The 18654-nt window shown below is 66.3% G+C and carries 16 protein-coding genes; 15 read left to right on the top strand and 1 reads right to left on the bottom strand.

Annotated features, from left to right (window positions below; all coding sequences use genetic code 11):
• The first annotated feature begins 1 nt into the window (after position 1).
• From HTY61_RS09265 to HTY61_RS09195, 15 genes are all read left to right on the top strand, one after another.
• A complete protein-coding gene (locus HTY61_RS09265; protein WP_175276515.1) occupies positions 2–208 on the top strand; it encodes a hypothetical protein in 207 nt (68 codons plus the stop codon).
• A 99-nt stretch (positions 209–307) separates the two neighbouring features.
• The gene (locus HTY61_RS09260) at positions 308–535 is read left to right on the top strand and encodes a hypothetical protein (RefSeq protein WP_175276514.1); all 228 of its coding nucleotides are present in this window, start codon (positions 308–310) and stop codon (positions 533–535) included.
• An 81-nt stretch (positions 536–616) separates the two neighbouring features.
• Positions 617–1303 carry a response regulator transcription factor gene (locus HTY61_RS09255; protein ID WP_175276513.1) on the top strand — a complete coding sequence of 229 codons (687 nt, stop codon included), beginning with the start codon at positions 617–619 and terminating at the stop codon, positions 1301–1303.
• 4 nt (positions 1304–1307) lie between these two features.
• Entirely contained in the window at positions 1308–2684 is a 1377-nt protein-coding gene (locus tag HTY61_RS09250) for an ATP-binding protein (RefSeq protein WP_175276512.1), read from the top strand.
• A gap of 104 nt (positions 2685–2788) precedes the next feature.
• On the top strand, positions 2789–3241 hold the full coding sequence (locus tag HTY61_RS09245; RefSeq protein ID WP_175278497.1) for an RT0821/Lpp0805 family surface protein: 453 nt from the start codon (positions 2789–2791) through the stop codon (positions 3239–3241).
• A 92-nt stretch (positions 3242–3333) separates the two neighbouring features.
• Entirely contained in the window at positions 3334–4503 is a 1170-nt protein-coding gene (ccmI, locus tag HTY61_RS09240; RefSeq protein ID WP_175276511.1) for a c-type cytochrome biogenesis protein CcmI, read from the top strand.
• Positions 4500–4955: a cytochrome c maturation protein CcmE gene (gene ccmE / locus HTY61_RS09235; RefSeq protein WP_175276510.1), complete on the top strand. Its 456-nt coding sequence runs from the start codon at positions 4500–4502 to the stop codon at positions 4953–4955. The genes ccmI and ccmE overlap by 4 nt, the downstream gene beginning before the upstream one ends.
• Positions 4952–6940 (top strand): heme lyase CcmF/NrfE family subunit, encoded by a 1989-nt coding sequence (locus HTY61_RS09230; RefSeq protein ID WP_175276509.1) that lies wholly within the window; start codon positions 4952–4954, stop codon positions 6938–6940. Before ccmE ends, HTY61_RS09230 begins: the two co-directional genes overlap by 4 nt.
• A gap of 65 nt (positions 6941–7005) precedes the next feature.
• A complete protein-coding gene (locus HTY61_RS09225; protein WP_246273020.1) occupies positions 7006–7425 on the top strand; it encodes a cytochrome c-type biogenesis protein in 420 nt (139 codons plus the stop codon).
• Between the two features lie 38 nt (positions 7426–7463).
• Positions 7464–8702 (top strand): bifunctional alpha/beta hydrolase/OsmC family protein, encoded by a 1239-nt coding sequence (locus HTY61_RS09220; RefSeq protein ID WP_175276507.1) that lies wholly within the window; start codon positions 7464–7466, stop codon positions 8700–8702.
• A 123-nt stretch (positions 8703–8825) separates the two neighbouring features.
• A complete protein-coding gene (locus tag HTY61_RS09215; RefSeq protein ID WP_175276506.1) occupies positions 8826–10358 on the top strand; it encodes a Do family serine endopeptidase in 1533 nt (510 codons plus the stop codon).
• Between the two features lie 146 nt (positions 10359–10504).
• Positions 10505–11176: a response regulator transcription factor gene (locus tag HTY61_RS09210; RefSeq protein ID WP_175276505.1), complete on the top strand. Its 672-nt coding sequence runs from the start codon at positions 10505–10507 to the stop codon at positions 11174–11176.
• A 9-nt stretch (positions 11177–11185) separates the two neighbouring features.
• Positions 11186–12595, top strand: a complete 1410-nt coding sequence (locus tag HTY61_RS09205) for a HAMP domain-containing sensor histidine kinase (RefSeq protein ID WP_175276504.1) — start codon at positions 11186–11188, stop codon at positions 12593–12595.
• A gap of 80 nt (positions 12596–12675) precedes the next feature.
• Positions 12676–15633, top strand: coding sequence for a bifunctional [glutamine synthetase] adenylyltransferase/[glutamine synthetase]-adenylyl-L-tyrosine phosphorylase (locus HTY61_RS09200; RefSeq protein WP_175276503.1), 2958 nt, complete (start codon positions 12676–12678; stop codon positions 15631–15633).
• A gap of 67 nt (positions 15634–15700) precedes the next feature.
• The gene (locus tag HTY61_RS09195) at positions 15701–16228 is read left to right on the top strand and encodes an EF-hand domain-containing protein (RefSeq protein ID WP_175276502.1); all 528 of its coding nucleotides are present in this window, start codon (positions 15701–15703) and stop codon (positions 16226–16228) included.
• On the opposite strand, the gene HTY61_RS09190 is transcribed toward HTY61_RS09195, so the two are convergent.
• Positions 16225–18567 carry a PAS domain-containing sensor histidine kinase gene (locus HTY61_RS09190; RefSeq protein ID WP_175276501.1) on the bottom strand — a complete coding sequence of 781 codons (2343 nt, stop codon included), beginning with the start codon at positions 18565–18567 and terminating at the stop codon, positions 16225–16227. The two genes, HTY61_RS09195 and HTY61_RS09190, sit on opposite strands and share 4 nt — an antisense overlap.
• Between the last annotated feature and the right edge of the window lie 87 nt (positions 18568–18654).

The following is an 18654-nucleotide window of genomic DNA, read 5'->3' as shown; positions in this document are numbered from 1 at the left end:
AATGGACGAGGTGAAGCCCTGGTACCTGTCGAAAACGATATGGAGCGCGCTGGTCAGCGTCGGCGCGACGTGCGGCGCCATGTTCGGCGTACCGGTCGACGCCGGCAGCCAGGCCGCGCTCACCGAGGCGATCCTGCAGGCGGTCTCCGCCGTCGCGGGCATCGTCGCCATCCTGGGGCGCGTCGGTGCGACGAGCCGGATCGGTTGAAATCCGCGGCCTTTTCGGGGCATGAATGGCTACAATTGTCATTCATGTTCCGTTCAGGCCCGCTCCAGTAGGTTGGCGGCCAAGTTGGAGAACAGAATCATGTTTCGCATCATCATGGCCGCGCTGGTTGCACTGCCCGTTCTCGGGGCCGCGCCGTCGCTTGCCGCCGACAATTGCTATGCCGTCGGCCAGCAACTGGCTGCGCAGCGTGGCGCGCAACTGGCGAGCGCGGAAGCCGTGGCCGGGGGCAAGTGCAAGGTGGTGCTGCTGATTCCCGGGTCCAACGGCCAGCGGCCGCGCCGCGAGGAAATCATAGTCAATGGCTAGCCGACGCCGGGCGCACCGCGCGGTTGGCCTTTTGCTGCCGTTGCGTTAGCGTCCTGCCGTTTCCGCAAGAGGGACGAATCCATGCGAATTCTCGTCGTCGAAGATGACGCATCGCTCAATGCACAGCTGAAATCCGCGCTGGAGGATGCCGGTTATGTCGTCGACACGGCGGCGGACGGCGAGGAAGGCCATTTCCTGGGCGACACCGAGCCCTATGACTGCGTGGTGCTCGATATCGGCCTGCCGGTTATGGACGGGATCTCGGTGCTGCAGCGTTGGCGCGAGGACGGGCGCACCATGCCCGTGCTGATCCTGACCGCGCGCGACCGCTGGAGCGACAAGGTGTCCGGCATCGACGCCGGCGCCGACGATTACGTGACCAAGCCGTTCCATGTCGAGGAGGTGCTTGCACGGGTGCGCGCCCTGATCCGTCGCGCCGCGGGCCATGCCTCCTCCGAAATCCGCTGCGGCCCGCTGGTCGTGGACACCAGGGCCTCCAAGGCGATCGTGGACGGCGTGACGCTGAAGCTCACATCCCACGAGTTCCGGCTGCTGTCCTATCTCGCTCACCATGTCGGCGAGGTGGTTTCGCGGACAGAGCTGGTCGAGCATCTCTACGACCAGGATTTCGACCGCGACTCGAACACCATCGAGGTATTCGTCGGGCGGCTTCGCAAGAAGCTCGCCGGCCATGACCTGATCGAGACCGTGCGCGGCCTCGGCTATCGCATGACCGCGCCGGACGAGCAGGACAAGAAGGCCGGATAGGGCATTGAAGCTTCGTCTCGATTCCCTCGGCTTCCGTGTCATCCTGTTTTCCAGCCTTTGGGCGGCTGCCGCCATTGCCTTGCTCGGCTGGCTGCTGATCGGGCTCTACCGCGCCGATTCCGAGCGCGGCTTCGACCAGTTGCAGGAAGCGCAGCTGTTCAATCTCGTCGGCGCGGTCTCGGTGGCCGGCGACGGCACGCTTGCCGGCACGCCCAACCTCGGCAACGCGCAGTTTCTCCAGCCGGGTTCCGGCTGGTACTGGCGCGTCGTTCCGGTCGAGAACGTGGAAGGTCGGCCGCTCGTCTCGCCTTCGCTGGCGGGCGGGGACTTCGCCGCGCCGCCCCTCGCGCGCGTGCCGTTCGACAACCAGTTCCGGCGCCGGTTCCTGTCCGAGGGGCCGGACGGCGAGACGATCCGGGTTCTGGAATCGGAGATCGATCTCGGGGAAGGTCGTATTGCCCGCTTCCAGGTAGCCGGGAACCAGACCGAGTTCGAGTACACGGTGGGCGATTTCGCCCGCCGCGTCGGGCTGATGCTCGCGCTCTTCGGCCTCGGTGTCGTGGTCATCAACGCCGCGATCCTGCTGTACGGCCTGCGTCCGCTCGATCACGTGCGACGGGCGCTGGCCGCGATCCGCAACGGCGCCGCGACCAGCCTGGAAGGGCGGTTTCCCAGCGAGATCGAGCCGCTGGTCGAGGAGATGAACGCGCTGATCGACAACAACCGGCGCATCGTCGAGCGCTCGCGCACCCAGGTCGGCAATCTCGCCCATTCCCTGAAAACCCCGCTTTCCGTGCTGACGAACGAGGCCGCCGCCAAGGCCGGTCCCTCGGCAGCCGTCGTCGCAGAGCAGGCGAGGGCGATGGACTACCAGATCCAGCACTACCTGAAACGCGCCCGCATTGCCGCGCAGCGCGAGAGCATCGTCTTCCGTACCGAGGTCGGGCCGGTCGCGGAGAAGCTGGTATCCGTCATGCGAAAGCTCAATCCGGACAAGAGAATAGACTTGCAGATGCAGGCGCGGGCGCCTGTCTTCATGGGGGAAAAGGAAGATCTTGAGGAGATCCTCGGCAACCTGCTGGAGAATGCCGGCAAATGGGCGCGCGAGCGCATCACGCTCGCCGTCGGCGACGCGGGAACGCGGGACGGGCGCCGCTGGCTGAGCCTTGTGGTGGAGGACGACGGTCCCGGTATAGATGCCGACAAGCGCGAAACGGCCCTGAAACGCGGCAAGCGGATCGACGAATCCGTGCCCGGCACGGGTCTCGGCCTTTCGATCGTTGCCGAGACCGCGGGCGCCTATGGCGGCTCGGTCGAACTCGGCGAAAGCGAGGCGGGCGGGCTGCGGGTCGATATCGTGCTGCCCGCGGCGGGGCATTGAATTTCCCCGAAGTAAGTATAACACTTGCACAACAAAATCCCGACACAGTTATGGTCATGTTTGGCCGCCGGGCTTCTGTCGAATCGGAAACGGACTTGAAGATCATGCGCACCGGAAAACTTGCCTTGGCAGCCATTCTCGCCTTCGCGGTCGCGGGGTGCAGCACCGGCGCCGGAACGAATGTGCCCGATCTTGCATTCAGCGCCTTTCCGCGTATCGGCGAGTCCTCGGAGAAGCTGGAAAGTACGACGCTGGTCAGCGCGCTCAACGGTGGCATCATCGACCGCGGCATCCATGACCGGATGGACCCCGCAACCCGCAACAAGGCCCTGCAGGCGGAATACCAGGCGCTCGAATACACCCCGGCCGGTGAGGCCGTGGCCTGGGGGAACCCCGGTGGCCGGTTCTCCGGCCAGGTGGTCGCATCGCAGCCCTACCGCGTCGGGTCGCAGGACTGCCGCCAGTACAGCCATACCGTTGTGGCGGGCGGGACGCCGGTGACGAACCGCGGCACGGCGTGCCGCAACCCTGACGGCAGCTGGACGCCGTTGACCTGACACAAGTCAATGCCGGTGCGCGGCGAGCGTGAAAATGTCGCGTCCACGGGAATTCGATTGGCAATCCCGGCCTGCACATCTATTTGAACGGCATGCTGTTTACTCTTTTCGCCGCATTGCTGACCCTTCTGCTGCTGGCCCTCGTGTTCTGGCCGGTCGCGCGCGCGCCGGAAACCGCCGCCGCTGACGGGCACGATTTCGATGTCGCCATCTACAAGGATCAGTTGCGCGAGCTGGAGGCCGACATCGCCCGCGGCGCCATCGACCCCGCCGAGGCCGACTATGCCCGCGCCGAGATCGGTCGCCGGCTGATCACCGCCGGCGAGGCCGCGGAGGCGGAAAGCCGCGCCGCGGTAAAGCGCCGGCGCTCCGGTATCGCGATGCTGGTTGCCGCGGCCGTGTTCGTCCCCTTTGCCGCAGTCATCGTCTATTCACTCACGGGCTCGCCAGGCATGGAAGCGCAGCCGCTTGCCGCGAGGCTCGAGGAACGCCAGCCCATGGCGTCATCGCAGACGATTCAGGGCATGGACATCAACGAGCTCGTCGCCCGCGCCGAGGCGCATCTCAATGCCAATCCGGAGGACGGGCGCGGCTGGGATGTGCTGGCACCCATGTATCTGCGCCTTGGCCGTGCGGCCGATGCGCGCAACGCCTTCGAGCGTGCGATCGCGCTTCAGGGCGAGTCGGCGCAGCGCCGTTCCGGCCTCGGGCAGGCCTACTACATGCTGGCCCAGGGACTCGTGGACGCAAATGCCCGCGCCGAGTTCGAGCGCGCGCTCGAACTGGACGGCGGCGACAGCCGCTCGCGCTTCTTCCTGGCGCTTTCGGCCGCCCAGGCCGGCGATGAGGGCGGCGCGGTCGCGGCTTGGCAGGCAATCGTGGACGATCCCGGCGCCGCGCCCGAGTGGAAGGCCGCCGCGGCCGAAGGCTTGCGCCGCTTCGCCGCCGCCGCGGCGGAGGCATCGGCGCCCCGGCTGGACGAGGAGACCATGCGCGATGCCGAGCAGATGAGCGCCGGGGATCGCGAGGAGATGATACTCGGCATGATAGCCCGGCTTGACGAGCGCCTGCGCGACAATCCCGACGACGTTGCCGGCTGGCAGCGCCTGATCCGCTCCTACGCGGTGCTCGGCCGTGCCGACGAGGCGACGGATGCGCTTGGCCGCGCACTGGACGCATTCGCGGAGGATGCCGACAAGCATGCCGAGATCGCGGCATTCGCCGATGCGCTCGGCCTTTCATCGGGGGAGGCAGCCCAATGACACGCAAGCAGAAACGCTTCACGGTGATTTTCGGCGCGCTCGCGATGCTCGGCGTCTCCGTCGCGCTGGTCCTGACAGCGCTGTCGGAGCAGGTGACGTTCTTCCGCACGCCATCCGAGCTGCTGGCCGCGCCGGCCGAGAATTCCGGCCGCGTCCGCCTTGGCGGCCTGGTCGCGATGGGGTCGGTGAAGAATGCCGAGGATGCCGGCGTCGAGTTTGCCATCGAGGATGCGAACGACATCATCGTGGTCCGCTACGCGGGCATTCTGCCGGACCTGTTCAGGGAAGGGCAGGGCGTGGTGGCCGAGGGACAGCTCCAGCCGGACGGAACCTTCCTGGCCGACACGGTGCTCGCCAAGCATGACGAGAACTACATGCCCAAGGAGGTCGCCGACCGCCTGAAGGAGCAGGGCTACTGGCAGGGCGAGGAGGGAGCCGCGGCGGCGCAATGATCATCGAACTCGGACATTACGCCCTCGTGCTGGCGCTTGCGCTGGCGGTCGTGCAGACCGTCGTGCCCTTCGTCGGTGCCAGGACGGGTGACGCAAGGCAGATGGCCATGGCGCCGAACCTTGCCTATGCCGTATTCGTCGCCATCGCGGTCGCATTTGCCGTGCTCACCTGGGCCTACGTGACCTCGGATTTCTCGGTGGTCAACGTCGTCGAGAACTCGCATTCGCAGAAGCCGCTGATCTTCAAGATCTCCGGTGTGTGGGGCAACCACGAGGGCTCCATGCTGCTTTGGGTTCTCATCCTCGCGCTGTTCGGCGCGCTGGTGGCGCTGTTCGGCGACAACCTGCCGCCCAGCCTGCGCGCCATGGTGATTTCGGTGCAGGGCCTGATCACGGTGGCGTTCACCGGCTTCATCCTGTTCACCTCGAACCCGTTCCTGCGCCTGTCTCCGGCCCCGCTGGAGGGCAACGACCTGAACCCGATCCTGCAGGATGTGGGCCTCGCGATCCATCCGCCGCTTCTCTATCTCGGTTATGTCGGCTTCTCGATTTCCTTCTCCTTCGCCATCGCCGCGCTGATCGAGGGACGCATCGACGCTGCCTGGGCGCGCTGGGTGAGGCCGTGGACGCTGACGGCATGGGTCTTCCTGACCGCCGGCATCGCCATGGGGTCCTACTGGGCCTATTACGAGCTCGGCTGGGGCGGCTGGTGGTTCTGGGATCCGGTGGAGAACGCCTCCTTCATGCCCTGGCTGGCCGGCACGGCGCTGCTTCATTCCGCGCTGGTGATGGAAAGGCGCGAGGCGCTGAAGGTCTGGACCATCCTTCTGGCGATCCTCGCCTTCTCGTTGTCCCTGCTCGGCACCTTCCTTGTGCGTTCCGGCGTGCTGACCTCCGTGCATGCCTTCGCCACCGATCCGACCCGCGGCATCGTCATTCTCGCCATTTTGGTCTTCTTCATCGGTGGCGCGCTGTTCCTGTTCGCGCTGCGCTCCTCCGCCCTGTCCAACGGCGGCATGTTCCACCCGATCTCGCGCGAGGGCGGGCTGGTGCTCAACAACCTGATCCTGACCACGGCGACGGCCACGGTCTTCGTCGGCACGCTCTATCCGCTGGCGGTCGAGGCGCTGACCGGAGAGAAGATCTCCGTCGGCGCGCCCTATTTCGATGCGACTTTCGTGCCGCTGATGGTGCCCCTGCTGATCGCGGTGCCCTTCGGGCCGCTGCTCGCCTGGAAGCGCGGCGACATCTTCGCCGCGATGCAGCGGCTCTACCTGTTCGCCGCGGTCGCGCTCGTCGCCGGTCTCGCGACGCTGTGGTTCGCGGACGGCCTGCCGCTGCTCGCCGCCTTCGGAGTCGCCATCGGCTTCTGGCTTGTCTTCGGTTCCTTTGCCGATCTGTGGCAGAAGTCCGGCCTGCCCAGGGCTGGTCTGGCCAAGGCGTTCGCGCGCCTGCGCGGCCTTCCGCGTTCGGTCTGGGGCACTGCGTTCGCCCATGCCGGTCTCGGCGTCGCCGTGCTGGGCATCGTGACGGTATCGGCCTTCCAGCAGGAACAGGTTCTGCGAATGGCGCCCGGCGACACGACCGAGCTCGCCGGCTACACGATCACCTTCGACGGCGCCACTGCCCGCAGGGGCCCGAACTACACGGAGGATGTCGCCAGCTTCACCGTGAGCCGCGCCGGCGCCCGCGTCACGACGATCGAGCCGGCCAAGCGTCTCTACACGGCGCGCGGCATGCCGACGACGGAGGCGGGCATCTACACGACGGGCTTCAGCCAGCTCTATGTCGCCCTCGGCGATCCGGTGGAAGGCGCGAACCAGATCGTCGTCCGGCTGTGGTGGAAGCCGCAGGTTACGCTGATCTGGCTCGGTCCGGTCCTGATGATGATCGGCGGGCTTTTCTCGCTGTCCGATCGCCGCCTGCGTGTCGGCGTACCGAAGCCCTCCGCCAGGCGCCGTGCGGCGCTTGCCGCCGCCGAGTAGGGGAGGTGTCCGTGAAACGCTTTTTCGCAGCCTGCGTGCTGGTCCTGCTGACCGCGACGGGCGCCATGGCGGTCAATCCCGACGAGATGCTGGACGATCCCGTTCTCGAACAGCGTGCCCGCGACATCTCTGCCAAGCTGCGCTGCCTCGTCTGCCAGAACCAGTCCATCGATGATTCCGACGCCGAGCTGGCGCGCGACCTGCGCGTTATCGTGCGCGAGCGGCTGGTGGAGGGCGACACCGACGAGGAAGTGATGGATTTTGTCGTCGCGCGTTACGGCGAGTTCGTGCTGCTTCGGCCGCGCATGTCGGCGCGCAACTTGCTGCTCTGGGGGACGCCATTGCTCGGTCTTCTGCTTGGCGGGGCGGCTGTCGCCTTTCTCTATCGCGGTCGCAGCCGCGCCGCGCCGGTCGCGCACCTGACGCCTGAGGAACAGGAACGGATCAACAAATTGTTGGCTGACGGTGACGATGCCGCCGGTTAGCCTGCAGCACGATTTTTGTTTTGTGCGGAGAGGCTGCGATGGCGACCGAGAGACTGGAATTTCCCTCTGCGACGGGTGAGATGCTTGCGGCCAGGCTGGACCTGCCGGATGGCGTGCTGCGCGGCTGTGCGCTGTTTGCCCATTGCTTCACCTGCACCAAGGACATCCTTGCGGCCCGCCGGATCGCGGGCAACCTGGCGCGTCTCGGCATCGCGGTCCTGCGGTTCGACTTCACCGGACTCGGTTCCTCCGAGGGCGAGTTTGCCAACACCTCCTTCCGGTCCAATGTCGCGGATCTTGTCGCCGCCGCCAATTACATGCGGGAACGCCTGGAAGCACCGTCTCTGCTGGTAGGTCATTCGCTCGGCGGTGCCGCCGTGCTTGTCGCCGCGCATGAAATCCCCGAGGTCAAGGGCGTCGTCACCATCGGCGCCCCCGCGGACGCCGAGCACGTCCTGCGCAGTTTTCACGCGGATATCGAGACCATCGAGCGCGATGGCGAGGCCGAGGTCACGCTCTCCGGACGCAAGTTCCGGATCGGAAAGGAATTCGTCGAGGCTGCGCGCTCCGTCAACCTTCTCGATCGCCTGCCGAAGCTCAGGGCCTCGCTCCTCATCATGCATTCGCCGCTCGACGCGGTTGTCGGCATCGACAATGCCGAACGCATCTTCACGGCGGCGCGCCATCCCAAGAGCTACATTTCCCTCGATCAGGCCGACCACCTTCTGACCCGACCGGAGGATGCCGATTTCGCCGCGTCCGTGATCGCGGGCTGGGCAACCCGCTTTCTGCCGAAGGACCAGCCGCAGGGCGAGAAGAAGGTCGAGAATGTCCGCGTTTCCGAGACTCGCCAGTCGAAGTTCCAGAACACCGTGCAGGCCGGCGTTCACAGGTTCTTCGCGGACGAGCCGGCTTCCGTCGGCGGCACGGATTCCGGCCCGTCTCCCTACGATTTGCTGTCCGCCGCACTGGGTGCCTGCACCTCGATGACGCTGCGCATGTATGCCGACTTCAAAAAGGTTTCGCTGGGTGCCGTCACCGTGGAGGTCAGCCATGCCAAGGTGCATGCCTCCGATTGCGCGGAGTGCAGCGAGGAGGAGCGCACGAATGGCGGCAAGATCGACCGTTTCGAACGCCGGATCTCCGTGGATGGGGAGGTCGCGCCCGAACTGGCCGACAAGCTGGCGGAGATCGCCGGCAAGTGCCCGGTGCACCGTACGCTCGAGGGCAATTCGAAGGTCGTGACGGTCGTCGAGGCCGCGGGCGGGCAGGCGTAGCGCGTTCCGAACCTTACGAAAATTTCATGTAGCGGAAAGCGGCACGTAAGTTTCGGTTGCCTATATCTGTGTCCGAGGCCGGCGACGACCGGCCAGCAGCTTGATAATCGAGGACATGGACTCATGACCACTTCCAAGCCCACTTTCCGTAGCTCTGTCGCCAGGAAGCTGGCCGCCGCGCTTGTCGCGTCGACCGTGCTCGGCGTGGGCATTGCCGGGTTCTCCGGCGCCGTCACGGCGCCCGCCAATGCCGAAGCCGTTCGCGTCGAGACGCAGGCCAACGCTCCCGGTTTCGCGGACATTATCGAAAAGGTGTCGCCGGCCGTCGTTTCGGTTCGCGTGAAATCCGACATCCAGCCCGCCGTTTCCGATCTCGGCCCCTTTGATGGCCGCGGTTTCGAGGACCTGCCGCGCAATCATCCCTTGCGCCGGTTCTTCGAGGAGTTCGGCCCGCAGTTCCGCAATCCCGACGGTTTCAACAATCGGCGTTCGCAGCGCCGCAACCGGGCACGCCCTGTCGCGCAGGGTTCCGGCTTCTTCATCTCGGAGGATGGCTACCTCGTGACGAACAATCACGTGGTGGAGGGCGGCACCGAATTCACCATCGTTACGGATGACGGTACCGAGCTCGAGGCGGAACTGGTCGGCACCGATCCGCGTACCGACCTGGCCGTCCTCAAGGTCGATGACGATCGCAAGTTCACCTATGTCGCCTTCGCCGACGACTCCAGGGTGCGGGTCGGCGACTGGGTGGTTGCCGTCGGCAATCCCTTCGGGCTCGGCGGCACCGTCACCGCCGGCATCGTCTCGGCCCGCGGTCGCGACATTGGCGCCGGTCCCTATGACGACTTCATCCAGATCGATGCCGCAGTGAACCGCGGCAATTCCGGCGGTCCGACCTTCAACCTCAACGGAGAGGTCGTCGGCGTGAACACCGCGATCTTCACGCCCTCGGGCGGCAATGTTGGCATCGCCTTCGCGGTTCCCGCATCCGTTGCCAAGGATGTCGTCGCCGAACTGATGGAGGACGGCACTGTCGAGCGCGGCTGGCTCGGCGTGTCGATCCAGCCGGTAACGGCCGAGATTGCCGAGTCCCTCGGCCTCGACGAGGCGCGCGGCGCGCTGGTCGCCGACCCCGCGGAGGGTGCGCCGGCCGACAAGGCCGGGATCCGCGCCGGCGACATAATAACGGCCGTCGATGGCAGGGAAGTGAGCGACGCGCGCGAGCTGGCCCGGGTCATCGCCAGCTACGATCCCGGCTCCAAGGTCGAGATCACCTACCTGCGCCGCGGGCGCGAACGCTCGGTGACCGTGGAACTCGGCGAATTACCGGGCAACGACCAGGTCGCATCGGCGCGCTCGGCGCCCGGCCGCACCGCGGAAACGGCGCTGGCGGATTTCGGCCTGAACGTCATGCCCGCCGATGATGGCGACGGTGTTGTGGTCACGGGCGTGGACCCGGACAGTGCCGCCGCCGACGCCGGCATCCGCGTCGGCGACAAGGTGATCGAGGTCAACAACGAGGCAGTTGCCTCGGCCGAGGATATCGAGAAGGCGCTCGACGACGTGGCAGAGGCCGGTCGCAAGGCCGCCCTGATACTGGTCGAGCGCGGTGATGCCAGCCGGTTCGTCGCACTGCCGATAGACCAGGGCTGATCCCGAGTTTGCCTGCCCGGATAACCATGTCACCCCCCGGGCGGACAAAGAAGGCGGCGACAGGTCTTCCCCCTCAACCTGTCGCCGCCATATTTCCCTTGGCGGACGTCTTTTAATTCCGGGCGTGCCGCGCGATAAGCGAAGCCATGAAAGTCCTTGTCATTGAAGACGATATGGAGGCCGCCGCCTACCTGAAGAAGGCGATGGAGGAGGCCGGCCATAGCGCGGACGTCGCCCACAACGGCGACGACGGCTACAGCATGGCCGAGTCCGGCACCTACGATGCGCTCGTCGTCGATCGCATGTTGCCCAAGCGTGACGGCCTGTCCGTGATCTCGGCGCTGCGTGCCGCGGGCGACATGACACCGGCCCTGGTGCTGTCGGCGCTGGGCGAGGTGGACGACCGCGTGACCGGGCTTCGCGCCGGCGGCGACGACTACCTGACCAAGCCCTATGCCTTTTCCGAGCTGCTGGCCCGCCTGGAGGTGCTGCTGCGGCGCCAGAGCGGCGCCGAGCAGGAGACCCGCTACCAGGTCGGCGACCTCGTGCTCAACCGCCTGTCCCACGAGGTCAAGCGCGCCGGCCAGGTGATCCCGCTTCAGCCGCGCGAGTACCGCCTGCTCGAATACCTGATGCGCCATGCCGGCCAGGTCGTCACCCGCACCATGCTGCTGGAGAACGTGTGGGACTACCACTTCGACCCGCAGACCAATGTCATCGACGTGCACATCTCGCGCCTGCGGTCCAAGATCGAGAAGGGCTTCGACAAGCCGCTTCTGCACACGGTCCGCGGTGCCGGCTACATGATGCGTGACTGACGGCGCATCATGAAGAAGCTCCTTTCCGCATTCAACACCACGGCGGCGCGGCTGTCGGCGCTCTACCTGGTGCTGTTCACCGCCTGCGCCGTCTTTCTCGTTTTCTACATGACCGGGTCGGCGGCCCGCCTGATGATGGCCGAGACGCAGAAATCCGTCAGCGCCGAGCTGCGCGATCTCGACGGCATCTACCAGCGCAACGGCCTGCGCGCGCTGGTCCTCGCCATCGACCGGCGCTCGCGCCGCCCGGGCGCCAATCTCTACATGATCGCGGACAACACCGGCCGCATTCTCACCGGAAACGTCATCGCGCTGGAACCGGGCGTGATCGACACCGAGGGATGGACTGAGCGTCCCTTCGCCTATGCCCGTTTCGGCGACGATGTCGGCGTCATCGAGGACCCGGAGAATGCGCCCCGCGCGCTTGCCCGCGTCATCGTTGTCGATTCCGGCATGCGCATTCTCGTCGGCCGCGATCTCGGCGAGCCGCAGCGTTTCCGCGAGCTTGTCCGCCGAGCGCTGATCACCGCGCTGGCCTTCATGGCCGCCGGCGGTTTCCTGATCTGGTTCTTCGTCGGCCGCCGGGCGCTTCATCGCATCGACAGGGTGTCGGCGGCGAGCGCGCGCATCGTTGCCGGCGATCTTTCCGGCCGGCTTCCCGTATCGGGCGCCAATGACGAGTTCGACCGCCTGTCCGAGAGCCTCAACTCGATGATCGAGAAGATATCGAAGCTGAATGACGGGCTTCGCGACGTGTCGGATTCGATCGCCCACGACCTGAAGACGCCGCTCACGCGGCTGCGCAACCGCGCCGAGGCCGCGCTCGCCGGCAATCCGGACGACACCGACTACCGCGCCGTGCTGGAGGACATGATCGTCGAGGCCGACCAGCTCATCAAGGTGTTCAACGCCCTGTTGCTGATCAGCCGGGTCGAGGCCGGTTTCTCGAAGCAGAAGCTTGACGATATCGACCTTGCGGCCATCGCCGCCGAGGTGGCCGAGCTCTACGAGCCGCTGGTCGAGGATGCGGGCATGACGCTGGTCAACGAGGTCGAGGGGCCGCTGCCGATCGCCGGTAAGCGCGAACTGATCGGCCAGGCCGTCACCAACCTGATCGACAATGCCATCAAGTACGGTTCCGTGCCCGACGGGCGCATCGTCCTGTCCGCATCCCGCGACGAGGCGGCGGGCAAGATCCGGCTTTCGGTCGCGGACCAGGGGCCGGGCATTCCCGAGGGCGACAGGGAGCGCGTCAAGGGCCGTTTCGTGCGCCTCGACGAGAGCCGCAGCAAGCCCGGATCCGGTCTCGGACTGAGCCTCGTCGCCGCGATCATGGGCCTGCATGGCGGCGAGTTGTCGCTGGAGGACGCGCATCCCGGCCTGAAAGTCGTCTTGTCATTCCCCGCCGCGAAGCCTTAGACCGTAGTTGGCAGGTTGAATCGGTTTGGCGGCTGTTCCGTCCAACCCGCTGATCGGACTCGCAGTTTCGCGGAGGGGACATGGCTGAAGACGGAACGCTCTGGTTCGGCAGGCCGGCACGGACGCTTCACGCGGGCGATGCCGGGGCCGCCGAAAAGGCACGCACCACGCTTCTTGCCGCTGCCGAGAACGCCGGCGCCGCGCGGTTGGCGCGGCTGGTCGGGGAAGGCGGCCCGCTTGCCGGCTTTCTCGTCGCCGTCATGGCGCATTCTCATTTCCTTTCCCACCAGATCGAGCGCCAGGCGGGTCTTCTGGAAGGCCTGTTCGACGAACCTGTTTCGGCGAAGCTGGACGCGATCCTTTCGCGCACCGAGGCCATGCGCCACGGCGAGGGCTTCGCCGGCTCCGAGGCCGAGCTGATGACCGCGCTGCGCCGCGAGAAGGCGGCGCTGCACCTGCTGATCGCGCTTGCCGATCTCGCGGGTGCCATCGACGTCGAGGAAACGACCGGCTGGCTGTCGCGTTTTGCCGAGACCTCGCTGGGCGCCGCCGCGGCATGGATCCTGCGCGACGCCCACAATGCCGGAAAGCTGGAACTGTCCGATCCGGCCGAGCCGGAGAGGGGCTGCGGCTGGTTTTTCCTTGCCATGGGCAAGCTTGGCGCCCGCGAGCTCAACTATTCCTCCGACATAGACCTGATCGCGCTGTTCGACCCGGAGCCCGCCGGGCTGCGCTGGCCGGATCGCGACGCGATCGGCGAGACCGTGATACGCATGACGCGCCGTCTCGTCCGCATCATGCAGGAGCGTACGGGCGACGGTTACGTCTTCCGCACCGACCTGCGCCTGCGCCCGGACCCCGGTTCCACGCCGCTCGCCATTCCCGTCGAGGCGGCGCTTCTCTATTACGAGGCGCGCGGCCAGAACTGGGAGCGCGCCGCCATGATCAAGGCCAGGGCCGCGGCCGGCGACATCGGGGCCGGCGAGCGCTTCCTGTACGAGTTGCGGCCCTTCATCTGGCGCAAGCATCTCGACTACGCCTCCATCGCCGACATCCACTCCATCAAGCGCCAGATCCATGCTCACAAGGGCCACGGGGCCATTGCCATCGAGGGCCACAACGTGAAGCTCGGGCGCGGCGGCATCCGCGAGATCGAGTTCTTCGTGCAGACCCAGCAGCTCATTTTCGGGGGCAGGGTGCCGGAATTGCGGGGCCGCGGCACCGTCGCCATGCTCCATGCGCTCGCCGATCACGGCTCGATCGAGCAGGAGGCCGCCGGGACGCTATCGCGCTGCTATCGCTTCCTGCGCCGCGTCGAGCACGCCATCCAGATGATCGGCGACGAGCAGACCCACAAGCTGCCGGCGGATGCCGAGGGCATCGAGCGCGTCGGGCGCCTGCTCGGTTTCGCCGATGGCGACGCGTTTCGCGCGGAGTTCCTCGATACGCTTCGCGAGGTCGAGACCCACTATGCCGACCTGTTCGAGCACGAGCCGGATCTCGGCGTCGAGGGCAACCTGGCCTTCACCGGCGACGATCCCGATCCCGGCACGGTCGAGACCCTGTCGCGCATGGGCTACAAGCGGCCGAACGACATCTGGCGCGTGGTCAGCCAGTGGCACATGGGCCGCTATCGCGCCCTGCAGTCGGAGCGCGCCCGCGCGCGCCTGACGGAGATCACGCCGCTTCTGCTGCGTTTATTCGCCGAGAGCGGCCAGGCCGACGAGGCCGTCATGGGCTTCGACCGCTTCCTTTCTGGCCTTCCTGCCGGCATCCAGCTCTTTTCCATGCTCCAGTCCAACCCGCGCCTCATCAACCTGATGGCGCTGATCCTGTCGGCTGCGCCGCGTCTCGGCGGCATCATCACGGCCAAGCCCCTCGTATTCGACGGCATTCTCGATCCTGCCTTCTTCTCCGGCGCGCCGGGCAAGGACGAGCAGAGGACGCGGCTCGACGATTTCATCGGCGAGGCAAGGGCTTACGAGGAAGTTCTCGACCGCCTTCGCATCTTTGCGGCGGAGCAGCGCTTTCTCATCGGCGTGCGCCTGCTCACCGGCAACATCGAGGCCATGGAGGCCGGCCGCGCCTTCGCCGACCTTGCCGAGCTGATCGTCGAATACGCGCTCGACGCGGCTCGCGCGGAACTGGCAGAGAAGCACGGCACGATAGAGGGTGCGCAGGTCTGCGTGATCGGGCTGGGCCGTCTCGGATCGCGCGAGATGACCGCCGGCAGCGATCTCGACCTGATCCTTCTCTACGACGTGGCCGAGGAGACGGACGAGAGCGACGGCCCCAAGCCCCTGCCTGCGCCGACCTATTTCATGCGCCTGACCCAGCGCCTGATCTCCGCGCTGACGGCGCCGACCGCCGAGGGCGTGCTCTACGAGGTCGATTTCCGTCTGCGGCCCTCAGGCAACAAGGGGCCGCTCGCCACCACCTTCCGCGGCTTTTCCAGGTATCAGCGCAATGACGCGTGGACCTGGGAACACCAGGCGCTCTGCCGCGCCCGAACCGTCGCCGGGGATCCGGAACTGCGCGAGCGGACCGAGGCGGAGCTGCGCGCGGTTCTGGCGCTGCCGCGCGATCCCGCGAAGCTGAAGGAGGACATCGTTTCCATGCGCAGGCGCCTGCTGAAGGAAAAGCCGGCCCGCGGTCCCTGGGATGTCAAGCTGGTCTCCGGCGGGCTCATGGACGTTGATTTCATTGCGCAATTTCTCGTTCTGTCCGGCTTACCAAATGGTAATTTGAATGGGCGCGACGCCGCGCATATCTTGAGGCTGTCCAACGACGCTCCGATTGGCGAGAACGAGAGAGAGATACTCGCCGGGGCATTCGCGGACTACTCGGCGATCATGCAGATGGTCCGCCTGTGCACGGAAAGGGATTTCGATCCGAAGACCGCGCCGAAAGGACTTGTCGATCGCCTTTGTGCCGCCGGCGGGTTTCCGGATCTGGAAACCATGCAGGCACATATTGTGGAGACCGAGGAGAGGGTGTCGGAGATATTCCGCGCCGTTCTTGGGGATCCCCGTTCCTGACCGTGAGGGAAGCGCGGTTTGGAATGCCTCCGCATCGGGGTGACGAACGATGCAAAGGACGACAGACATGAAAACGACTTCGAAGATCGCGATTATCATTACCGGTATTGCAGTTTCGGCCACGGCGGTGGCTAGCGCCTATGCCGATGGCGGCCCGCGCGGCAAGATGCGCGGCGAGCGCCAGCATTACGGGCAGAACATGCGCGGCGATGGCCCCGGGCTGATGTTTCAGCGCGCGGACAAGGACAATTCCGGAACCGTGACGCTCGAGGAATTCGCCGCCGTTTCGCCGCTTCCCTTCGCCGACGCCGATGCGGATGGCGACGGCAACATCGATGCCGAGGAGCTGGCGGCCCGGATGGAGCGCGAGATGCTGCGCCGTCGCGCCGAGCGCATGATCGAGCGTTTCGACACCGACAATGACGGCAAGGTTTCCGTCGCCGAGATTGAAAACCATCGCAACGAGATGTTCGCGCGGCTCGATGTCGATGAGTCCGGCGAGATCGAGGAAGACGAGATGCGTTCTCTGCGCGGGGACGGTCCGCGCCGCGGCGGCGACCGGGACTTCCGTCACCACCGCTCCGGACGGAACTAGGCCGCGTCGCCTATCTGGAGTTTCTCTTCCTGGCGGGCCGGTTCTTCCGGCCCGTCTTTTCTTTTCGCGCCTGCCGTCTCCTGGCAGTCCCCGTCGGCGGGACCGCCGTTGCAGGGAATGCGGATCGCGACGATCGTGCCGACATTCGGCTTGGAGCGGATCTTGAGCGTCCCGCCGTGGAGTTCGGTCAGCGACCTGGCGATGGCGAGTCCGAGGCCGGAGCCGGAATGGCTGCGCGTCAGCTGGTTCTGCACCTGCTCGAATGGCCGTCCGAGCCGCTTCAGCGCCGATGGCGGTATGCCGCAACCCGTATCCTCGATGGAGACCTGGACCGCGCCGCGCACGGTCTTGGCGCGTATGCGGATACGGCCGCCTTCGCCGGTGAACTTCACCGCGTTCGACAGCAGGTTGAGCGTTACCTGCTTCATTGCCCGCCGGTCGGCGAAGATGCGTATTGTGTCGTCGATCGACTGTTCGATGGCGACGTTCTTCTCCTCCGCCTGGATCGACACCATCTGCAGTGTCTCGTCGATCAGCGGCGCCAGGTCGAGTTCCTCGCGCTCCAGTTCCACCCGGCCGGCCTCGATCTTGGACATGTCGAGAATGTCGTTGATGACACCGAGCAGGAACGTGCCGGAGGCGTGAATGTCGCTGACATACTCCTTGTAGCGGTCCGAGCCGAGCGGGCCGAACATGCCGGATTGCAGGATTTCCGAGAAGCCGATGATGGCGTTGAGCGGGGTACGCAACTCATGCGACATGTTGGCGAGGAAGCCCGATTTCGCCCGGTTTGCGGCCTCTGCCTTGTCGCGCGCCTCGAGATATTTCGCATTCAGCTCTTCCAGCTCGCCGGCCTTCTGCAGCGATGCCTTGCGCGCCAGCGACAGGTCGTGGATCGTCGCCATGAGCCGGCGCTCGCTTTCCATCAGCCGCTCCTGGTGCAGCTTCAGCTGCGTGATGTCGGAGCCGACGGAGATCATGCCGCCGCTAGACGTGCGGCGTTCGTTGACCTGGAGCCAGCGCCCGTCCGCGATCTGGCGCTCGAAGGTCTGTGCGCCGTCATGGTTCTTCGGGCTCGGGATGCGTTTCTCGCTGATCGGTGCGCGCATCATCGCGTTGATGGTCTCGCGCGGGGTGCCCGGCTTGACCGCTTCCGGCGGCAGGCCGTTGTATTCCTGGAACTTGGTGTTGCACATCACCAGCCGGTCGTCGGCGTCCCACAGGGCGAAGGATTCCGACGTGCTCTCGATGGCCGCGCGCAGGTTCTCGTTTGCCAGCGCGTTTTCCTCGGCCAGCCGTGCGTGGTCGGTCACGTCGACGGCGATGCCGATCAGGTGCACGCCGGTGCCGCCCTTTTCCACCAGCTCGGTACGGATGCGCATCCAGCGGTAGTGACCGTCGGCGTGACGCATGCGGAACAGCTGGTCGACGCGGCGGATTTCCTGTGCGGCGGCGCGCTTGGCGAGGTCGAAGAGGTCGATGTCGTCCGGATGGATGAGCTGGCGCACCTCGCCGAAGGAAAGGATGTCGTCGCTGGCCTGGTAGCCGAGCATCTCGAACATCGAGCACGACCAGTAGATGCGTCCGCGGGCGAGGTCCCAGTCCCACAGGCCGCAATGGCCGCGGGTCAAGGCGAGATCGACGCGCTTCTGCGTCTCGCAATAGGTCTCGTCGGCTTCCTGCGCCCGTGCCGCCTGGCCGAAATAGGCGTAGAGCAGGATGATGAGCAGCGAGGAGGAGGCGACGAACAGGGTCACGTTGAGCGAGAGCCGCTTGCGCCAGGGCGCGAACATGTCGCTCTGCGATTGCAGCACCGCGATCACGGCGTTGCCGTCGCCGGTCTTCACCGCGGCGGCCATGTGCGGTTCGCCGTCCAGCGTCACCTGCTGCACGCCCGCGCCGGAGCCGAACAGGAACAGCGCCTGCGCGCCCGTCAGCTTCGCCTGGAGGTTGGAGCCGACCAGTTCGCCCCGGGCGCCGCGCTGTCCGATGACCCGCCCGCTGTCGTCGGTGACGACGAGGAACCGCCCGCCATAGGTGGCTTCCTCGGGCAGGGCGCGGAACAGGAGCTGCTCGAACTGCGCGCCGCTCTTCGGTTCCAGGCCCGTTCGCCGCGACGTCTCCAGTGCGGTCTTCGCGGTTTCCGAGATCAGGGAGAGGAACAGCCGGCCGTTGTGCTCGATCTCGACCCGGTCGGTCATCAGCGCCATGGCGCGCGCCGTGAACACCACGGCGAGAAACACGGTGATCAGGACCGGGATGGACCGCTTCAGGAACGGCTCGATGGCGGTGAGGCGGGAATAGGCGGGGCTGGCCAGGAAACGGGCGTGGCCCGTCATGGCAACAGATGTGGCGTTATCCAACCCCGCAACAGACAAAATCCATTCCCCCGGCGCACGCGGCGTCCGCTCCGGCCCTCCTGGAAG

This window comes from Oricola thermophila (assembly GCF_013358405.1).
In the GTDB taxonomy this organism is placed as follows: Bacteria; Pseudomonadota; Alphaproteobacteria; order Rhizobiales; family Rhizobiaceae; genus Oricola; species Oricola thermophila.
This window is presented reverse-complemented; position numbering and strand designations above follow the sequence as displayed.